At 69.5% G+C, this 17,448-nt stretch carries 18 protein-coding genes, 2 pseudogenes and 1 riboswitch; of the genes and pseudogenes, 3 read left to right on the top strand and 17 right to left on the bottom strand.

Annotation, left to right across the window (positions count from 1 at the left end):
* Positions 1-28: 28 nt before the first annotated feature.
* The 15 genes from hisG to AC1RQF_RS21980 form a co-directional block, all read right to left on the bottom strand.
* Positions 29-685, bottom strand: a complete 657-nt coding sequence (gene hisG / locus AC1RQF_RS22050) for an ATP phosphoribosyltransferase (protein ID WP_274000843.1) — start codon at positions 683-685, stop codon at positions 29-31.
* Positions 682-1,947 (bottom strand): UDP-N-acetylglucosamine 1-carboxyvinyltransferase, encoded by a 1,266-nt coding sequence (gene murA / locus AC1RQF_RS22045; RefSeq protein WP_492872962.1) that lies wholly within the window; start codon positions 1,945-1,947, stop codon positions 682-684. The genes hisG and murA overlap by 4 nt, the downstream gene beginning before the upstream one ends.
* A gap of 101 nt (positions 1,948-2,048) precedes the next feature.
* Positions 2,049-2,288, bottom strand: a complete 240-nt coding sequence (locus AC1RQF_RS22040) for a BolA family protein (RefSeq protein ID WP_006406983.1) — start codon at positions 2,286-2,288, stop codon at positions 2,049-2,051.
* Between the two features lie 69 nt (positions 2,289-2,357).
* Positions 2,358-3,113, bottom strand: coding sequence for an ABC transporter permease (locus AC1RQF_RS22035; protein WP_274000779.1), 756 nt, complete (start codon positions 3,111-3,113; stop codon positions 2,358-2,360).
* Positions 3,110-4,054, bottom strand: a complete 945-nt coding sequence (locus AC1RQF_RS22030; protein WP_274000777.1) for an ABC transporter ATP-binding protein — start codon at positions 4,052-4,054, stop codon at positions 3,110-3,112. The genes AC1RQF_RS22035 and AC1RQF_RS22030 overlap by 4 nt, the downstream gene beginning before the upstream one ends.
* A 156-nt stretch (positions 4,055-4,210) precedes the next feature.
* A complete protein-coding gene (locus AC1RQF_RS22025; protein WP_274000776.1) occupies positions 4,211-4,480 on the bottom strand; it encodes an STAS domain-containing protein in 270 nt (89 codons plus the stop codon).
* Complete coding sequence (locus AC1RQF_RS22020) at positions 4,477-5,103, bottom strand: MlaC/ttg2D family ABC transporter substrate-binding protein (protein ID WP_274000775.1); 627 nt, start codon at positions 5,101-5,103, stop codon at positions 4,477-4,479. The genes AC1RQF_RS22025 and AC1RQF_RS22020 overlap by 4 nt, the downstream gene beginning before the upstream one ends.
* 120 nt (positions 5,104-5,223) lie before the next feature.
* Complete coding sequence (locus AC1RQF_RS22015; RefSeq protein ID WP_492872953.1) at positions 5,224-6,099, bottom strand: MlaA family lipoprotein; 876 nt, start codon at positions 6,097-6,099, stop codon at positions 5,224-5,226.
* Positions 6,100-6,125: 26 nt separating this feature from the next.
* Complete coding sequence (mlaD, locus tag AC1RQF_RS22010) at positions 6,126-6,650, bottom strand: outer membrane lipid asymmetry maintenance protein MlaD (protein WP_492872952.1); 525 nt, start codon at positions 6,648-6,650, stop codon at positions 6,126-6,128.
* 12 nt (positions 6,651-6,662) lie between these two features.
* Positions 6,663-7,430 carry a lipid asymmetry maintenance ABC transporter permease subunit MlaE gene (gene mlaE / locus AC1RQF_RS22005; RefSeq protein ID WP_274000771.1) on the bottom strand — a complete coding sequence of 256 codons (768 nt, stop codon included), beginning with the start codon at positions 7,428-7,430 and terminating at the stop codon, positions 6,663-6,665.
* Positions 7,427-8,245, bottom strand: a complete 819-nt coding sequence (locus tag AC1RQF_RS22000; protein WP_274000770.1) for an ABC transporter ATP-binding protein — start codon at positions 8,243-8,245, stop codon at positions 7,427-7,429. The genes mlaE and AC1RQF_RS22000 overlap by 4 nt, the downstream gene beginning before the upstream one ends.
* An 84-nt stretch (positions 8,246-8,329) precedes the next feature.
* Entirely contained in the window at positions 8,330-9,463 is a 1,134-nt protein-coding gene (thiE, locus tag AC1RQF_RS21995; RefSeq protein ID WP_492872951.1) for a thiamine phosphate synthase, read from the bottom strand.
* Positions 9,460-10,275 (bottom strand): thiazole synthase, encoded by an 816-nt coding sequence (locus tag AC1RQF_RS21990; protein ID WP_492872950.1) that lies wholly within the window; start codon positions 10,273-10,275, stop codon positions 9,460-9,462. The genes thiE and AC1RQF_RS21990 overlap by 4 nt, the downstream gene beginning before the upstream one ends.
* Positions 10,276-10,308: 33 nt before the next feature.
* Positions 10,309-10,506 (bottom strand): sulfur carrier protein ThiS, encoded by a 198-nt coding sequence (gene thiS / locus AC1RQF_RS21985; RefSeq protein WP_492872961.1) that lies wholly within the window; start codon positions 10,504-10,506, stop codon positions 10,309-10,311.
* Positions 10,507-10,540: 34 nt separating this feature from the next.
* The gene (locus AC1RQF_RS21980) at positions 10,541-11,674 is read right to left on the bottom strand and encodes an FAD-dependent oxidoreductase (RefSeq protein ID WP_492872949.1); all 1,134 of its coding nucleotides are present in this window, start codon (positions 11,672-11,674) and stop codon (positions 10,541-10,543) included.
* Positions 11,675-11,857: 183 nt separating this feature from the next.
* A riboswitch (TPP riboswitch) is annotated at positions 11,858-11,981 on the bottom strand.
* Positions 11,982-12,221: 240 nt separating this feature from the next.
* On the opposite strand from AC1RQF_RS21980, the gene AC1RQF_RS21975 reads away from it, so the two are divergent.
* The 3 genes and pseudogenes from AC1RQF_RS21975 to AC1RQF_RS21965 all read left to right on the top strand — a co-directional run.
* A complete protein-coding gene (locus tag AC1RQF_RS21975) occupies positions 12,222-13,988 on the top strand; it encodes an ABC transporter ATP-binding protein/permease (protein ID WP_274000764.1) in 1,767 nt (588 codons plus the stop codon).
* A 231-nt stretch (positions 13,989-14,219) separates the two neighbouring features.
* The gene (locus AC1RQF_RS21970; RefSeq protein WP_492872948.1) at positions 14,220-15,482 is read left to right on the top strand and encodes an MFS transporter; all 1,263 of its coding nucleotides are present in this window, start codon (positions 14,220-14,222) and stop codon (positions 15,480-15,482) included.
* A gap of 16 nt (positions 15,483-15,498) precedes the next feature.
* A pseudogene (locus AC1RQF_RS21965) lies at positions 15,499-15,681 on the top strand (FAD-dependent oxidoreductase); the annotation flags it as partial.
* Between the two features lie 23 nt (positions 15,682-15,704).
* Here AC1RQF_RS21965 and AC1RQF_RS21960 read toward each other — a convergent pair.
* Both AC1RQF_RS21960 and AC1RQF_RS21955 read right to left on the bottom strand, forming a co-directional pair.
* Positions 15,705-15,806, bottom strand: a pseudogene (locus tag AC1RQF_RS21960) (RNA 2',3'-cyclic phosphodiesterase); the annotation flags it as partial.
* A gap of 34 nt (positions 15,807-15,840) precedes the next feature.
* A complete protein-coding gene (locus AC1RQF_RS21955) occupies positions 15,841-17,334 on the bottom strand; it encodes an alanine/glycine:cation symporter family protein (protein WP_492872947.1) in 1,494 nt (497 codons plus the stop codon).
* Positions 17,335-17,448 lie beyond the last annotated feature (114 nt).

Here is a 17,448-nt window from a genome sequence, read left to right as displayed (position 1 = left end):
CGGTAATGCGCTGTTCACCGCCAGGCGGTCAGGCCCCGCTTCGCAGCGACGCGCGTTCGAACGCGTCGAGAAACGGTTTCAGCGCGGCGCGCCTGAGCTTCAGCGCAGCCTGATTCACGACGAGACGCGACGAGATCGGCATGATCTCCTCCACCTCGACCAGATTGTTCGCCCGCAGCGTGCCGCCCGAGCTGACCAGGTCGACGATCGCATCGGCGAGGCCGACGAGCGGCGCCAGCTCCATCGAACCATACAGCTTGATCAGGTCGACGTGCACGCCCTTCGCGGCGAAATGCTCGCGCGCGGTGTTCAGGTACTTGGTCGCGACCCGCAGCCGCGCGCCCTGCCGCACCGCGTTCGCGTAGTCGAAGCCGGCCTGCACCGCCACCGACATCCGGCAGCGCGCGATGTCGAGGTCGATCGGCTGGTACAGCCCGCCGCCGCCGTGCTCGATCAGCACGTCCTTGCCGGCCACGCCGAAGTCGGCCGCGCCGTACTCGACATAGGTCGGCACGTCGGACGCGCGCACGATGATCACCCGCAGGTTCGGATCGGTGGTCGGCAGGATCAGCTTGCGCGAGGTTTCCGGATCCTCGGCCACCTGCACGCCCGCGGCCGCGAGCAGCGGCACGGTTTCCTCGAAGATACGCCCTTTCGAGAGCGCCAGCGTCAACGGTGCGTTCATGATGCATCGCTCCCCGAAATCCGGCGCACCTTCGCGCCGACACCCGTCAGCTTCGTCTCCATCCGGTCGTAGCCGCGGTCGAGATGGTAAATGCGGTCGACGAGGGTCTCGCCTTCCGCGCGCAGCCCGGCGATCACGAGGCTCGCCGACGCGCGCAGGTCGGTCGCCATCACCTTCGCGCCGGACAGCGTGTCGACGCCCGTCACGAGCGCGGTGTTGCCGTCGACCGTGATGTGCGCGCCGAGCCGGTTCAGTTCCTGCACGTGCATGAAACGGTTCTCGAAGATCGTCTCGACCACCTGCGCGGTGCCGCTCGCGATCGTGTTCAGCGCCATGAACTGCGCCTGCATGTCGGTCGGGAACGCCGGGTACTCGGAGGTGCGGATGGTCACCGCCGAGGGGCGGCGGTCCATCGTCACGCGCAGCCAGTCGCCGCCTTCCACGATCGTCACGCCGGCCTCGCGCAGCTTGTCGATCACCGCGTCGAGGATGTGCGGGCGCACGCCCGTCAGCGTCACGTCGCCGCCCGCGGCCGCGACCGCGCACAGGAACGTGCCCGCCTCGATGCGGTCGGGAATCACCGCGTGGCGCGCGCCGTGCAGCCGCTCGACACCCCGGATCACGAGCCGGTCGGTGCCGATCCCGTCGATCCGCGCGCCCATCGCCACCAGCAGGTGCGCGAGGTCGCTGACCTCGGGCTCGCGCGCGGCGTTCTCGATCACCGTCTCGCCGTCGGCGAGGGTGGCGGCCATCAGCAGGTTCTCGGTGCCGGTCACCGTGATCATGTCGGTGACGATCCGCGCGCCCTTCAGGCGCTTCGCGCGCGCCTCGATGAAGCCGTGCTCGATGCTGATCTCGGCGCCCATCGCCTGCAGACCCTTGATGTGCTGGTCGACCGGCCGCGCGCCGATCGCGCAGCCGCCCGGCAGCGACACCTTCGCCTCGCCGAAGCGCGCGAGGAGCGGGCCGAGCACCAGGATCGACGCACGCATCGTCTTGACCAGTTCGTACGGTGCGACCGGGCTGTCGACGCGCCCCGCGTCGAGCCGCACCCGCGCGCCGTCCGTCTCGGTGCGCATGCCCATCTGGCCGAGCAGCTTGAGCGTGGTGCGCACGTCCTGCAGATTAGGCACGTTGTCGAGTTCGACCGGCTCCGCGGACAGCAGCCCCGCGCACAGAATCGGCAGCGCCGCGTTCTTCGCGCCGGACACGGCGATCTCGCCGTGCAGACGCTGGCCGCCTTCGATCACGAGCTTGTCCATCCCATGTCCCTGCGCTTCCCGATTGCCGGCCGGGCTTGCCGTGGCGACGCGCTCGACGGCGTCGTGTTCGTTGACGGTGACTTGCACTCAGTGAATTCCGGTTATGCGTTCTGCCATTCGGCGGGCGTCAGCGTCTTCATGCTGAGCGCGTGGATTTCCTGCTTCATGCGGTCGCCGAGCGCCGCGTAGACGAGCTGGTGCCGCTGGATCGGCCGCTTGCCCTCGAAGGCGGGCGAGACGATCGTCGCGAAGAAATGCTGGCCGTCGCCCTCGACTTCCAGATGGGTGCAGGCGAGCCCGCCTGCGATGTATTGCTTGACCTGTTCGGGAGTCGGCAACATGGAATGCTCCTGTCTATACGCTATGCGCGCCGGCCCGCCCGGCAGGCGGCGCGGGCGGCGCGCTTCATCTCAATGACGCAGTTTGTAGCCGGTCGAGAGGAGCCGCATCGCGACGAGCGCGAGCAGCACGAAGAAACCGGCGACGATCGCGAGGCTCGCGAACGGATTGACGTCGGCGATGCCGAAGAACCCGTAGCGGAAGCCGTCGATCATGTAGAAGAACGGGTTGAGCCGCGACACCTCGCGCCACACGGGCGGCAGCGAATGAGTCGAATAGAACACGCCCGACAGGAACGTGAGCGGCATGATCAGGAAGTTCTGGAACGCGGCGAGCTGGTCGAACTTCTCGGCCCAGATCCCGGCGATCAGGCCGAGCGTGCCGAGGATCGCCGAGCCGAGCAGCGCGAACGCGACGATGAAGAGCGGCGCCGCGAAGCTCATCGGGATGAACCACACCGTCACGACGAACACGCCCGCGCCCACCGCGAGGCCGCGCACGACCGAGGCGAGCACGTACGCGCCGAAGATGTCGGCGTACGACAGCGGCGGCAGCAGCATGAACACGAGGTTGCCGGTGATCTTCGACTGGATCAGCGACGACGAGCTGTTCGCGAACGCGTTCTGCAGCACGCTCATCATCACGAGGCCGGGCACGAGAAAGCTCACGTACTCGACGCCCGGATAGACGTCGACGCGGCCCGTCAGCGCGTGGCCGAAGATGGTCAGGTACAGCAGCGCGGTCACGACCGGCGCGAGCACGGTCTGGAACGACACCTTCCAGAACCGCAGGATTTCCTTGTAGAACAGCGTGCGAAACCCGCTCATGCCAATCCCTCGACGACTTCTGCCCCATTCATGACCTGCACGAACACATCCTCCAGGTCGGCCTTGCGGATCTCGATCTCGTCGAACGCGCAGCCGGCCGCGCGGCATTGCGCGAGGATCCGCTCGACCTCGTCGTAGCTCGTCAGGCGCAGCAGGTGCTCGCCCGGCTGGGCGGGCGCGCCGCCGGTGCCCGCGCCCCCATCGGCCTCAAGCGCGCGCAGCTCGGCGGGCAGCGCGCCCTGCGCGAGGCGCAGGAACAGCTGCAGCCCGGCGAAGCGCTGCAGCAGCGCCGCGGTGCGCTCGAGCGCGACCACCTCGCCGCGCCGCAGCATCGCGATGCGGTCGCACAGCGCTTCGGCTTCTTCCAGGTAGTGCGTGGTCAGCACGATCGTGTGGCCCTCGCGATTGAGGCGCGAGATGAATTTCCACAAGGTCTGCCGCAGCTCGACGTCGACGCCCGCGGTCGGCTCGTCGAGCACGATCACGGGCGGACGGTGCACGAGCGCCTGCGCGACCAGCACGCGCCGCTTCATGCCGCCCGACAGCGCGCGCATGTTCGCGTCGGCCTTGTCGGTGAGATCGAGGTTCGCCATCACCTCGTCGATCCAGTCGTCGTTGCGGCGCAGCCCGAAGTAGCCGGACTGGATCCGCAGCGTCTCGCGCACCGAGAAGAACGGATCGAACACGAGCTCCTGCGGCACGACGCCGAGCGCGCGGCGCGCGGCGCGGAAGTCCTTGACGACATCGTGGCCGCGGACGGCGACGCTGCCTTCGTCGGCCCGCGCGAGGCCCGCGAGTATGCTGATGAGGGTGGTCTTGCCGGCGCCGTTGGGGCCGAGCAAGCCGAAGAATTCGCCTTCCTCGACCGACAGGCTGACGCCCTTGAGCGCCTGAAGCGCCTTGTAGCGCTTCTTGACGTGACGGATTTCTATGGCTGACATGACTGAGCGCGGCCCGGGCCGCGACGCCTTCTCTGTGCTGGTGCGAATGGGGAAAAACGGGGACCGGTCAGCCGGCCCACAAACGTTCGATTATAGGCCAAACCGGGAGGGTGGGCCGGGCGCGAAAGCCGCACCCGCGCCCTGACGCGGCGAGCGTCAATGTCGCTCGGCGAGGAGCGTGTCGATGCCGTAGGCCTGCGCGAGGCTCGCGAGCTTCGGCGGCAGATGAAGGATGTCGAGCGCGACGCCGCGCGCGCGCGCGGCGCGCTGCCAGGCGAGCAGCACCGCGAGCGCGGAGGAGTCGAATTGCGCGAGCGCCGCGCAGTCGACCACGGTGGCGCCCGCGTCGATCTGCGCGAGCCCCTGCGCGAGCGCGGCGGTCGCGCTCGCGTGGGTCAGCGTCGCGCCGGCATTGAAGGACTTCACGACGCCTTGCCCGCCGCCAGCTGCTCGTTGCGCTGGGTCAGGAACTGGATCAGGCCGTCCACGCCGCTTTGCTGGATCTTCTCGTTGAACTGCTGCTGATAGGTCTGGATCAGCCACGCGCCGAGCACGTTCAGGTCATACACGCGCCAGCCCTGCGCGCTCTTGTACAGCCGGTAGTCGATCTGGACCGGCTGGCCGTTGTTCATCGCGACCGTGCGCACCACGACGTCGGTGTCGGCCGGATCGGCGCGGAACGGCGGGTACTGGATCTGCTGGTCCGGCTTCAGCTGGGCGAGCGCGCCCGAGTAGGTGCGGATCAGCAGTATCTTGAACTGCTCGACGATCTGCTGCTGCTGCGCGGCCGTCGCGGTGCGCCAGTTGCGGCCCATCACGATCTGCGTGGTGCGGCGGAAGTCGGCGTACGGCAGGATGTCGCGGTTGACGATCGCCGTCACCCGGTTGATGTCGCCCGGCTTGATCGCCTGGGCGCGCACTTCGTCGAGCACCTGCTGGGTCGCGGTCTTGATCAGGGCCTGCGGATTCGATTGGTCGACCTGCGCGTGGGCGGCGCCGCCGAACGCGAAGAACGCGGCGAACATGGGGATCAGAAAGATTTTCTTCATAGGATTGAGGTCCTGCGTCAATGAAGTCGGTGCGATGCTTGGAGCGGGAGCGGCGCCGCAAGTTCGGCTCCGCCGCCCGCCGAATCGTTTCCGGCTGTAACGAATGTAAATCCGCGCGGGTCAGCGCAGGATGTTCGGCAGGCGCACGCCGCCCGGCGACGGCGGCACGAACTGCTGCGCCGGCACGTTGGTCGCGCTCGCCGGATTCGGCGCGCCCGCGCCCGAGGCCGCCGCGGCGCCCGCGGCGGGCGCCGCGGCGTCGTCCGGCAGATCGTACTTGGGCAGCGCCTCGCTGCCGTAGTCCTGCACGTTGGCGCCCGAGATCAGAGCCTGACGGCGCTGCAGGTACGCGTTGCGGACGAACGAGTACTTGTCGATCGCCGCCGCGTTCAGCACGTCGCCCGCGCCGAGCAGGTTCGCGCGCGTGTTCACGAGGTTCACGCCGAACAGCGCCCAGCTTACGCTGTCGGGCTTCACATAGGTGAGCGGGTTGCCGAGATAGTCGACCGCGAGGCCGGCCGTGTCGCGCACCGTGCTCGGGCCGAGCAGCGGCAGCACCAGGTACGGGCCGGACGGCACGCCGTAGTGGCCGAGCGTGGTGCCGAAATCGGCGCTGTGCTTCGGCAGCTTCGCGGCCGACGCGACGTCGAACAGGCCGCCGACGCCGAACACCGTGTTGATCACCACCCGCATGATGTCGCCGACGCCGTCGGCGATCTTCAGCTGCGCGAGGTTGTTCGCGGCGATGTAGACGTCGCCCACGTTCGAGAAGACGTTCGCGATGCTCTCGCGCACCGGCTGCGGCACGACCCACGCATACCCCTGCGCGACCGGCTTGAGGCCATAGGTATCGATGGTGTCGTTGAACTTGTAGACCGACCGGTTGAAGCCCTCGAACGGGTCGCCCTTGGTCGGCGTCTGCACGGTCGCACAGCCGCTCATCGCCGCGACGGCCGCCGTCGCGAGCAGTGCGTTTCTGATGCGCATCGTCTGCATGGTGGTTTCCCTCTTCTCTCTGTCGTTTATTGGCCGGCCGGCGCGGACGCGGCCGGTGCGGCGGCGCCCGACGCGGGCTTGCCCGCGCCGGCATCCGCCGCCTTGCTGTACAGGAACTGGCCGATCAGGTTCTCCAGCACGATCGCGGACTGGGTCATCGTGATCGTGTCGCCCGCCTTCAGCATCTCGGTGTCGCCGCCCGGCTCCAGGCCGATGTACTGCTCGCCGAGCAGGCCGGAGGTCAGGATCTTCGCGGAAGAATCCTTCGGAAACGGATACTGCTGGAACAGGTCGATCGTCACGAGCGCCTGGTAGGTGTTGGTATCGAAGCCGATCGACCCGACCCGGCCGACCACCACGCCCGCGCTCTTCACCGCCGCGCGCGGCTTGAGGCCGCCGATATTGTCGAACTTCATCTTCACCGGATAGGTCGCCTGGAACGACAGCGAGCTCATGTTGCCGACCTTCAGCGCGAGGAACAGCAGCGCAATGAAACCCAACACCACGAACAGGCCGACCCAGAAGTCGAGAGCAGTCTTTTTCATCGTCATCCCAAAAAGGCTTTAGCTGAACATCAGCGCAGTCAGCAGGAAATCGAGGCCGAGTACGGCGAGCGACGCGTACACGACGGTCTTGGTCGTCGCGCGCGACACGCCTTCCGGCGTCGGCTTCGCTTCGTAACCTTGAAACAGCGCGATGAAGGTCACCGCGAAACCGAATACGACACTTTTCAATACGCCGTTGCCGACGTCGTTCCAGACGTCGACGCCGCCCTGCATCTGCGACCAGAACGCGCCGGAATCGACGCCGATCAGGATCACGCCGACCACGTAGCCGCCCATCACGCCGACCGCGCTGAAGATCGCGGCCAGCAGCGGCATCGTGATGATCCCGGCCCACATGCGCGGCGCGATCACGGTCTTGAGCGGATCGACCGCCATCATCTCGAGCGCGGTCAGTTGCTCGCCCGCCTTCATCAGGCCGATCTCGGCCGTGAGCGAGGTGCCCGCGCGCCCGGCGAACAGCAGCGCGGTCACGACGGGGCCCAGCTCGCGCACGAGCGACAGCGCGACGAGCAGGCCGAGCGCCTGCTCGGAGCCGTAGCGGTTCAGCGTGTAGTAGCCCTGCAGGCCGAGCACGAAGCCGACGAACAGGCCCGACACGGCGATGATCACGAACGAATAATTACCGAGGAAATGAATCTGTTTCGTGACGAGCCGCGGCCGCCGCAGCAGCGGGAAGAACTCGAGCACGAGGCGCGCGAACATGCGGGCCGCGTAGCCTGCCTGGCCGAGGCCGCCGATCACGAAACGTCCGATCGCGCTGATCATTCCCGCCCTCCGCCAAGTCCGAAGTCAGCCGCGAGCGGCTGGCTCATGTAGTGAAACCGGAACGGGCCGTCCGGCGTGCCGTCGATGAACTGGCGCACGCTCGGGTCGGTCGACGCGCGCAGCTCGTCGGGCGTGCCCTGGGCGAGCACGCCGCCGTTCGCGAGGAAATAGACGTAGTCGGCGATCGCGAACGATTCCGGCACGTCGTGCGTGACGAGGATCGAGGTCGCGCCGAGCGCCTGGTTCAGCGTGCGGATCAGGTTCGCGGTGATGCCGAGCGAGATCGGGTCGAGGCCCGCGAACGGCTCGTCATACATCATCAACTCGGGATCGAGCGCGATCGCGCGCGCGAGCGCCACGCGCCGCGCCATCCCGCCCGACACCTCGGACGGCATCAGGTCGCGCGCGCCGCGCAGCCCGACCGCGTTGAGCTTCATCAGCACCAGGTCGTGAATCAGCGCGTCCGGCAGGTCGGTATGCTCGCGCAGCGCGAACGCGACGTTCTCGTAGACCGACATGTCGGTGAACAGCGCGCCGAACTGGAACAGCATGCCCATCTTGCGGCGCAGCGCGTACAGGCCGTCGCGCGACTGCGCGCCGATGTCCGCGCCGCCGAACAGCACCTGCCCGCGGCGCGCGCGCACGAGCCCGCCGATCAGCCGCAGCACGGTCGTCTTGCCGCAGCCCGAGCCGCCCATGACCGCGACCACCTGGCCGCGTCCGAAACGCATGTTCAGGTTCGACAGGACAAGACGGTCGCCGTAGCCGAAATCGACGTCGCGAAGCTCAAGCAGGGTCTCGGGAGGAGGGCTCACGGAATTGGCATTCCTTTTACGCAGAACGCCGAATTATAGGGCCTGCCTTGGAATGATGTCGCGACGCACGAATCGGGGTCTCAGTCAGAGAGTGTCAAATGGTGACGGCGCGGCTGTTGCGTTGCAGCAATATTGCGCCTGCATGGCGGCGACGGCCGCCCGATAGTCCGCGGCGCCTGTCACCGCGCTGACCACCGCGACGCCGCCGACGCCCGTCGCCAGGACCGCCGGCAGGGTGTCGGGGCCGATCCCGCCGATCGCGACGAGCGGCGCCCGGGTGAGCGCGAAGCGCGCGTAGCGGGCGATCCGGGCCAGGCCTTGCGGCGGCGCAGCAACGGCCTTGGTGGCGGTCGCGAACACCGGCCCGAGCGCCAGGTAGCTCGGCCGCACGCTCAGCGCGACCAGCATCTCGTAGTAGCCGTGGCTCGACAGGCCGAGCCGCACGCCCGCGGCCGCGAGCGCGCCGAGGTCGGCCGTCTCGAGATCCTCCTGGCCCAGGTGGACGCCGTACGCGCCGGCCGCCAGCGCCAGCTGCCAGTGATCGTTGATGAACACCCGCGCGTCCGGATAGCGCCGCCCCGCCGCCACCGCCCGCGCGATCTCCGCGCGCAGCACGGCCGGCTCGGCCTCCTTGACGCGCAGCTGGACCGTGCGCACACCGCATTCGAGCACCCGTTCGACCCAGTCGGCGCTCGGCAGCACCGGATACAGGCCGAGCCGCGCCGGGCAAGGCGCGAAGCCCGGGCCTGGCGGCAGCGCGGGCGCCGCGGCGCGCGGGAAGCGGTCGGGATCGACGGGCCAGGCGTCGGCGCCGGCCGCCTCGTCGCCGTCGCGCCACGCGAGCGCGAGCACCAGTGCATCGGGCGGCGCGAAGCCGCAGTCGAGGAACGCCGCGAACGCGGCCAGCCAGTCGTCCGCGAGCGGCGCGGCGGCGTCGAGCGGATAGCAGGCCGCGCCCCAGTACAGCACCGCCGCGCGTTCCACGAACGTGATCACGCCCGCGCCCGAGGCCGCGAGCCGCGCCGCGTCGGCGGGCGCGCAATCGGCGGCGGGCGTCACCAGCAGGTCGCCCGCGCCGGCCTGCGCCGGCCGTGCGACGCACAGCCGCAGCGGCGCGGCGGGCGCGGGCCACGCGCCCAGCGCCGGGCGGATCCGCCCGGCCGCCTCGGCCAGTTCGTCGGCGGGCGGCCAGAACACGGCCGGAAACGCGAGGCTCACGCCCCACCCCCGTCCTGGTGCCAGAACGGCATGCCGACCACCGGCGTGCTCGCGTGCGCGATCTCGCGCGCGTCCATCGGGCCGGCGAGATATGCGGCGCGGCCGGCCTCGACGCCCTGCGCGAACGCGCGCGCCATGATCTCCGGATGGGTGGCCTGCGACACGGCCGTGTTGAGCAGCACGCCGTCGAAGCCCCATTCCATCACCTGGCACGCGTGCGACGGCACGCCGAGCCCCGCATCGACGATCAGCGGCACGTCCGGCAGGCGCTCGCGCAGCACGCGCAGGCCGTATGGGTTGAGCACGCCCTTGCCGGTGCCGATCGGCGCGCCCCACGGCATCAGCGCCTCGCAGCCCGCGTCGAGCAGGCGCCGGCCGATCACGAGATCCTCGGTGCAGTACGGCAGCACCTTGAAACCGTCCTTCACAAGCAGCGCGGCGGCCTCGATCAGCCCGACCGGGTCCGGCTGCAGCGTGTAGTCGTCGCCAATCAGTTCGAGCTTGATCCAGTCGGTCTCGAACACCTCGCGCGCCATCTGCGCGGTGGCGACCGCCTCCGCGACCGTCTGGCAGCCGGCCGTGTTCGGCAACAGCGGCACCGCGTGGCGCTTGAGCAGTTCGAAGAAGCCGGTCTCGCCGGCGCCCGCGTTCATCTGGCGGCGCAGCGCGACCGTCACCATGCCCGGCCGCGACGCCGCGATCGAGTCGGACAGCGACTGCAGGGACGGATAGCGCGACGTGCCGATCAGCACGCGGCTCGCGAAGGTTTCGCCGTACAGCGTGAGCGCGTCGGCGGAAGGAAGGGACGTCATCGAAGAATCCTGGTTGGGCCGGAAGCGGCGGCGTCAGCCGCCCGCCACCGGATGCACGACATCGAGCCGGTCGCCGCCGGCGAGCGCACGCGCCGCGTGCTGGGTGCGCGCGACGAACGCGCCGTTCAGGGCCACCGCGAACGGCGGCGTCGCGCCGTACGCGGCGAGGGCGTCGGCGACCGTCGCGCCGTCGGGCAGGGTCAGCATCTGTTGATTGATCTGGATGTCCATCATGCGAAAAGTCGGTATCGGTTCGGCGCGGCGCTCACGCGGGCTCGCGCACCTCGCCCAGTTGCAGCAGCGCCGGCCAGCGGGCGTCGGCGCGCCAGGCGGCAAACGTATCGGCATCCGTCACCCGGCGTTCGAGCAGCGCGCGCGCGAAACGCGCCGCCTGATCCGCCACCTCCGGCGCGATCATGAAGCCGTGGCGGTACAGGCCGTTGACGGCCAGCCGCGCGCCGCCGTCCCAGACCAGCGCCGGTCGGTGGTCGGGCAGCGTCGGCCGGCATTGCGCGTTGAGTTCGAGTATGCGCGCCTCGCCGAAGGCCGGATGCACGGAAAACGCGGCGCTCAGCAGTTCGAGCGCCGAGCGCACGCTGACGGGCGACATGTCCTCGCCCTCCACCTCGGTCGCGCCGATCACGTACAGGTCATGCTCCTTCGGCGCGATGTAGAGCGGGTAGCGCGGATGCAGCAGCCGCACCGGACGGCTCAGGCCGATACCCGGCGCGTGCACGCGCGCCACCTCGCCGCGGATCCCGCGCAGCGTCGGGAACACCTGCTTCGCGCCCAGCCCGCGGCAATCGATCGTGACGCGCGCCGCCGGCGCGGTCGCGAGATCGACCACGGTATTCCAGTGCGTCTCGACGCCGCGCTCGGCCAGGCCGGCCGCGAATGCATGCAAGGTCTGGCGGTTGTCGAGCTGGCCCTCGCGCGGCAGCAGCAGGCCGCGCGCGAAGCGACCGCCGAGCGCGGGCTCGGCCGCGTCGACCTGCGCGCCGGCAAGCGGCACGAAGCCGCCGTCGACCAGCGCCGCCGGCGCGTTCGCGCGCACCCGGCGCTCGAACAGCGGCGCCTCGGCGCGATCCGCGTGATGCCAGACCACGAGCGTGCCGTTGCGCTGGAAGAACACCGGCTCCGGCAGTTCGGCGAGCCACGCGGGCCAGCGCTCGAGCGACGCGGCGCCCAGTTCGGTGATCAGCAGTTCCGCGCTCGCCGCCTCGGCGAGCGGCGCGAGCATCGCGGCGGCCACCCAGGCGGCCGCGCCCGACCCGGCCGCGTCGCCGCGCTCGACGAGCACGACGCGATGGCCCTCGCCCGCCAGCCGCCATGCGACCAGCCGACCGACCAGGCCGCCGCCCAGCACCGCGAAATCGGCTTGCGATCCGAGCGGCGTCATGAGCGCCCCCCCGCCCGCGCAGCAGCGCGACAGCAGGACCACGGGAAACATACAAATGAAGAATGAACGGTCATCGAATCCTTCCGCAACACGCGGCGCGCGCACCCAAAAGGACGAAACCGGCAGCCAGGGCCGGCCGGGCGTGCGAGGCGCTGGCGAAACGGGAATGACGGCCAGCGCGGCCCGGCGGGATCGGAAACTTCCCGCGCCGGTATTACCCGGATCGGGTGCGAAGGGTCTCTCTCAGCCTCGTCGCGCCACGCCCGTCGCCGGGCGGCTGGCGTGCAAAGCACCCCTGTTTCGTCGGCGGTCATTAGACCATAAAAGCGGAAACGGCCGCAAACCGGCGCCTGCGGCAAAATCGCCCGACGCCCCGCCGCGCTGGCACAATGCCCGATGATCGGGCCGGGTCCGGTCGCGCCCGGCCCGCGCGTTAAGGGCCGTTTAAGCCGCGCCCCACACAATCGGCGCACGCCCGCCGCCATGCGGCACTGTTTTCAGGCGCGCCGCGCGCGGCGCGGTATCCGGTCCACTCATCAGGACGCCCATGAGCCAATCGCCCCCCTCCGCCCGCCCCGATCCGCACGATCCCGCCGCGTCCGCGCGCGACGTGTCGGCGTGGCGGCTCATCAAGCCCTACTGGGTCTCGTCCGAATGGAAGATCGCCTGGACGCTGTTCATCACGATCATCGCGATCAACCTGCTGATGGTCGCGATCAACGTCAAGCTCAACAAGTGGAACGCGCAGTTCTACAACGCGCTGGAATCGAAGGACGTCCACGACTTCCCGCACCTGCTGCTCGTGTTCAGCGGGCTCGCATTCGCGTACATCATCCTGTTCGTCTACGGCCGCTACCTGCGGCAGATGCTCGGCTTCCGCTGGCGGCAGTGGCTCACCGAGCGCTTCCTGGAGGAATGGCTCGGCGCGCGCGCGTTCTACCGGATCGAACGCGACCGCCTCGCCGACAACCCCGACCAGCGGATCAGCGACGATCTCGCGTCGTTCGCCACCACCACGCTCGCGCTGACCCTCGACCTGCTGTCGACGGTCGTCACGCTCGTGTCGTTCGTGACGATCCTCTGGTCGCTCGCGGGCGCGCTCACCATCACGCTCGGCGGCTCGCCGGTCATGATCCCCGGCTACATGGTGTGGGCCGCCGCGCTGTACGCCATATTCGGCTCGCTGATGACGCACTGGTTCGGCCACCAGCTCGTGCCGCTCAACTACCAGCAGCAGCGGGTCGAGGCCGACTTCCGCTTCGGCCTGATCCGGATCCGCGAGAACGCCGAGCAGATCGCGTTCTACGACGGCGAGCGCAGGGAGCGCGACAACGTCAACGGCGTGTTCGCGCACATCAAGGACAACTGGTGGCGCATCATGCGCTACACCAAGCGGCTCTCGTTCGTGCTCAGCTTCTACGGCCAGATCGCGATCATCTTCCCGATCGTGGTCGCCGCGCCGCGCTACTTCGCGGGCGCGTTCTCGTTCGGCGTGCTGATGCAGATCCGCGCCGCGTTCGACACCGTCAGCGAATCGTTCTCGTGGTTCATCAACAGCTACGGCACGCTCGTCGAATGGCGCGCGACCGTCAACCGTCTGCGCGAATTCAAGCGCGTCGCGCATGCGTCGCACAATGAGCGCGCCGAGGCCGCGGCCCACGGCCACGGCGGCATCGCGCTGCGCCAGGTCGACGCCGACCGGGTCGCGACGGCCGGCCTGCGGCTCGCGCTGCCCGACGGCCAGCCGCTCGCGACGATCGGCGACATCGCGATCCGCCCCGGCTCGCGCTGGCTCGTGCGCGGCGCCTCCGGGGCCGGCAAGAGCACGCTGATGCGCGCGCTGGCGGGCCTGTGGCCGTTCGGCGACGGCGCGATCGACGCGCCGTCCGGCGCGCGCATGATGTTCGTCCCGCAGCAGAGCTACCTGCCGATCGGCACGCTGAAGGCGGCGCTCGCGTATCCGTCGGGCGCCGACGCGTTCAGCGACGAGGCCTGCCGCGACGCGCTGCGCGCCTGCCATCTCGACGCCTATGCCGAGCGCCTCGCCGAGACCGGCCACTGGACCCGCATCCTGTCGCCGGGCGAGCAGCAGCGTCTCGCGGGCGCCCGCGTGCTGCTGCACAAGCCCGACTACCTGTTCCTCGACGAAGCGACGAGCGCGCTCGACGCCGACAACGAGGCGCGCTTCTATCACGTGCTCAACGAGCGCCTGCCGAAGGCCGCGATCGTGAGCGTCGCGCACCGCGAATCGCTCGCGAGCTTCCACCACGAGACGCTCGACGTGCAGCGCGCCGACCAGAAGCTCGCCGCGTAGCGCCAGCGCCGGCGCGCCTCGCGCGCGTCGGTTCACGCCGGCGGTCTCCGGCCGCTGGCGCGACGCCGGGCGCCTCGCGCCCGGCCGAGGTTCGACGCCGGACCCCGGCGCCGGCCCGGCTCCCGGCCCGACCCGCCCCCCACGCATTCCGAGCGCGGCTTCTTTTTTGCTCCGCCGCCCCGCCCCTTACAATAGCCCGCGACCCCCACGACACCGGGAGCAACGGCGCGCATGCAGGCATTCCAGTGGTTCCACGAGCTGTCGACGCGCGAGCGCCGCACGCTCTACGCCGGCTTCGGCGGCTACGGGGTCGACGCGTTCGACTTCATGATCTATTCATTCCTGATCCCGACGTTGATCGCGTCATGGGGCATGACGCGCAGCGAGGCGGGTCTGATCGCGACCAGCGCGCTGGTGTCGTCGGCGCTCGGCGGCTGGCTCGCCGGCATCCTCGCCGATCGCTACGGCCGCGTGCGCGTGCTGCAATGGACGATCGCGACCTTCGCGCTGTTCACCTGCCTGTCCGGCTTCACGAACTCGTTCGAGCAGTTGCTCGCGACCCGCACGCTGCAGGGCCTCGGCTTCGGCGGCGAATGGTCGGTGGTGACGATCATGATGGCCGAGACGATCCGCTCGCCGCAGCATCGCGCGAAGGCGGTCGGCACCCTGCAGAGCAGCTGGTCGGTCGGCTGGGCCCTGGCCGCGCTGCTGTACTGGGCGTTCTTCGCGCTGCTGCCCGAACAGTATGCGTGGCGCGCGTGCTTCTGGATCGGCCTCGCGCCCGCGCTGTGGATCCTCTACATCCGCCGTCACGTGCGCGACCCCGAACTGTACGTCGCCGCTCGCCGCGCCCGCGAAGCCCGCGGCGGGCGCACACCGTTCCTGCAGATCTTCGCCCCCGCGCACCTGAAGGCGACCTGTTTCGGCAGCCTGCTGTGCACCGGCATGCTGGGCGGCTACTACGCGATCACGACCTGGCTGCCCACCTACCTGAAAACCGTCCGGCACCTGTCCGTGTTCAACACCAGCGGCTACCTGATCGTGCTGATCACCGGCTCGTTCCTCGGCTATCTGGTCGGCGCCATCCTGTCCGACCGGATCGGACGGCGCGCGTCGTTCATCCTGTTCGCGATCGGCTCGTTCGCGATCGGCATGGCCTACACCATGCTGCCCATCACCGACGACGCCATGCTGCTGCTCGGCTTTCCACTCGGCATCGTCGTGCAGGGCGTGTTCGCCGGCATCGGCGCGTACCTGTCGGAACTCTATCCCGGCGCGATCCGCGGCTCCGGCCAGGGCTTCTGCTACAACCTCGGCCGCGGTCTCGGCTCGCTGTTCCCGATCGCGGTCGGCGCGCTGTCGCAGTCGATGTCGCTCGTGCAGGCGATCGGCTACGTCGCGGGCGGCGGCTACCTGCTCGTCGTGGTCGCCGCGCTCGTGCTGCCCGAAACCCGCGGCAAGTCGCTCGTGGAAGCCGGCGTGGGCGCGGGCTGAGGCACGGGGCGCCGCCATGCATGCGGTCGTTCTCGGCGCAGGGGCGATCGGCGTCGCCACCGCGTTCCACCTGCGCGAGGCCGGCTGCGAGGTCACGGCGATCGAGCGCGAGCCCGACGCCGCGCTCGCGACGAGCCTCGGCAATGCCGGCATCATCGCGCCCGGCTACGTGACGCCGTGGGCCGCGCCGGGGATGCCGGCGTAACTCCTCAAGGATCTGTTGAACGCAAGCGTCAGTTGCAGCTGCGCGCGCGGCGTGCGCCGCGCGCCGGCCGCGACCGGCAATGCCGCCAGCGCCTCGCGCGAACCCGCGTCGGGATCCAGCGCGACGAAGCAGCGCGGCCGGCCGGCGCCATGCTCAGCGCGTGGCCGCCGCGCGTGCGCCGGCCGATTCGCGCGCCGCGCCGAGCCGCTCGCCCTGCGGCAGCGGGCCATGCTCGCCCCACACGTCGGTGGGCAGCACCTTGTCCAGCTCGGGAATCGTCTTGCGCGTGAACACCGGATCGGCGACGCCTGCCGCGCGCTGCCGCTGGTAATCGCGCCACGCGGCATGCGCATACTTGCCGAGCGCGAGGATCGCGAGCAGGTTGATGAGCGCCATCAGGCCCATGCTGGTGTCGGCCATCGCCCACACGAGCGGCAGCTGACCGACACTGCCGAACATCACCATCCCGAGCACCGCGAGCCGGAACACCAGGACCGCGCCGCGCCGCTTGGTGATGAACTCGACATTGCCTTCCGCATACGCGTAGTTGCCGATCACCGAGGAAAACGCGAGGAAGAAGATCGCGACCGCCATGTAGATCCCGCCCCAGTCGCCGACATGGCTCGAGATCGCGCGCTGCGTGAGCGCCGCGCCTTCCATCGCGGTGCCGACCTCGTACTGGCCCGACAGCAGGATCACGAACGCGGTCGCGCTGCAGATCACGATCGTGTCGACAAACACGCCGAGCATCTGGATCAGGCCCTGCGTGACCGGATGGCGCGTGCTGGCCGTCGCGGCCGCGTTCGGCGCGCTGCCCATCCCCGCTTCGTTCGAGAACAGCCCGCGCTTGACGCCGATCGCCACCGCCTGGCTCACCGCGTAGCCCGTCAGGCCGCCCGCCGCCTGCTCGAGGCCGAATGCGCTCTTCACGATCAGCATGATCATCTCCGGCACCATCGCGACGTGCGTCGCCACCGCGTAGACCGCGAGCGCGAGATAGCCGATCGCCATCACCGGCACGATCACCTGCGCGACGTTCGCGATCCGGCGGATCCCGCCGAAGATGATCGGCGCGGTCAGCAGCACGAGGCCCAGCCCGACCGCCGCGCGGCTCCAGCCGAACGACGCGTTGAAGGCCTCCGCGATCGCGTTCGCCTGCACCGCGTTGAACACGAAACCGAAGGCCAGGATCAGCGACAGCGAGAACAGCACGCCGAAGCCGCGCGAACGCAGCCCGATCTGAATATAGTACGCGGGCCCCCCACGGTAGGTGCCGTCATGGTGCGAGACCTTGAAGATCTGCGCGAGCGTCGCCTCGACGAAGGCCGACGACATCCCGACGAGCGCCGTCATCCACATCCAGAAGATCGCGCCCGGGCCGCCGACGGTCAGCGCGACCGCCACGCCGGCGATGTTGCCGGTGCCGACCCGGCTCGCGAGGCCGGTCGCGAACGCCTGGAACGACGAGATGCTGCCCGGTTCGCCCTTGCTGCCGACCAGCTTCATGCTCAGCAGCAGCGCCCGCAACTGGATCATCCTGAAGCGCAATGTGAACCACAGGCCCGCGCCGAGCAGCAGCGCGATCAGCACGTAGCTCCAGAGAATGCCGTTGATGCCGTCGATCAACGCATGCACAAATCCTTCCATCCGCTAGCCTCCTGATTGGGGTCAGATAATTTTTGCTCCAGGTCATGACCGGGCAAGGGGCGTCATGATATGACAGGTTTATCGAACTCTTACTAAAACGTAATATTTGTGATG

The organism is Burkholderia sp. GW821-FHT14F03, from assembly GCF_058803765.1.
Note: the sequence above shows the minus strand (reverse complement) of the source record. Positions and strands in the feature narration are given on the sequence as shown.

Bases quoted from the DNA above. Each gene is read 5' to 3' on its own strand.
- murA (WP_492872962.1), bottom strand. From the start codon at position 1,947: ATGGACAAGCTCGTGATCGAAGGCGGCCAGCGTCTGCACGGCGAGATC.
- AC1RQF_RS22035 (WP_274000779.1), bottom strand. From the start codon at position 3,113: ATGAGCGGGTTTCGCACGCTGTTCTACAAGGAAATCCTGCGGTTCTGG.
- AC1RQF_RS22020 (WP_274000775.1), bottom strand. From the start codon at position 5,103: ATGAAGAAAATCTTTCTGATCCCCATGTTCGCCGCGTTCTTCGCGTTC.
- hisG (WP_274000843.1), bottom strand. From the start codon at position 685: ATGAACGCACCGTTGACGCTGGCGCTCTCGAAAGGGCGTATCTTCGAG.
- mlaE (WP_274000771.1), bottom strand. From the start codon at position 7,430: ATGATCAGCGCGATCGGACGTTTCGTGATCGGCGGCCTCGGCCAGGCA.
- AC1RQF_RS22015 (WP_492872953.1), bottom strand. From the start codon at position 6,099: ATGCAGACGATGCGCATCAGAAACGCACTGCTCGCGACGGCGGCCGTC.
- AC1RQF_RS21955 (WP_492872947.1), bottom strand. From the start codon at position 17,334: ATGGAAGGATTTGTGCATGCGTTGATCGACGGCATCAACGGCATTCTC.
- AC1RQF_RS21970 (WP_492872948.1), top strand. From the start codon at position 14,220: ATGCAGGCATTCCAGTGGTTCCACGAGCTGTCGACGCGCGAGCGCCGC.
- AC1RQF_RS22030 (WP_274000777.1), bottom strand. From the start codon at position 4,054: ATGTCAGCCATAGAAATCCGTCACGTCAAGAAGCGCTACAAGGCGCTT.
- AC1RQF_RS21990 (WP_492872950.1), bottom strand. From the start codon at position 10,275: ATGACGTCCCTTCCTTCCGCCGACGCGCTCACGCTGTACGGCGAAACC.
- AC1RQF_RS21980 (WP_492872949.1), bottom strand. From the start codon at position 11,674: ATGACGCCGCTCGGATCGCAAGCCGATTTCGCGGTGCTGGGCGGCGGC.
- AC1RQF_RS22040 (WP_006406983.1), bottom strand. From the start codon at position 2,288: ATGTTGCCGACTCCCGAACAGGTCAAGCAATACATCGCAGGCGGGCTC.
- AC1RQF_RS21975 (WP_274000764.1), top strand. From the start codon at position 12,222: ATGAGCCAATCGCCCCCCTCCGCCCGCCCCGATCCGCACGATCCCGCC.
- mlaD (WP_492872952.1), bottom strand. From the start codon at position 6,650: ATGACGATGAAAAAGACTGCTCTCGACTTCTGGGTCGGCCTGTTCGTG.
- thiS (WP_492872961.1), bottom strand. From the start codon at position 10,506: ATGGACATCCAGATCAATCAACAGATGCTGACCCTGCCCGACGGCGCG.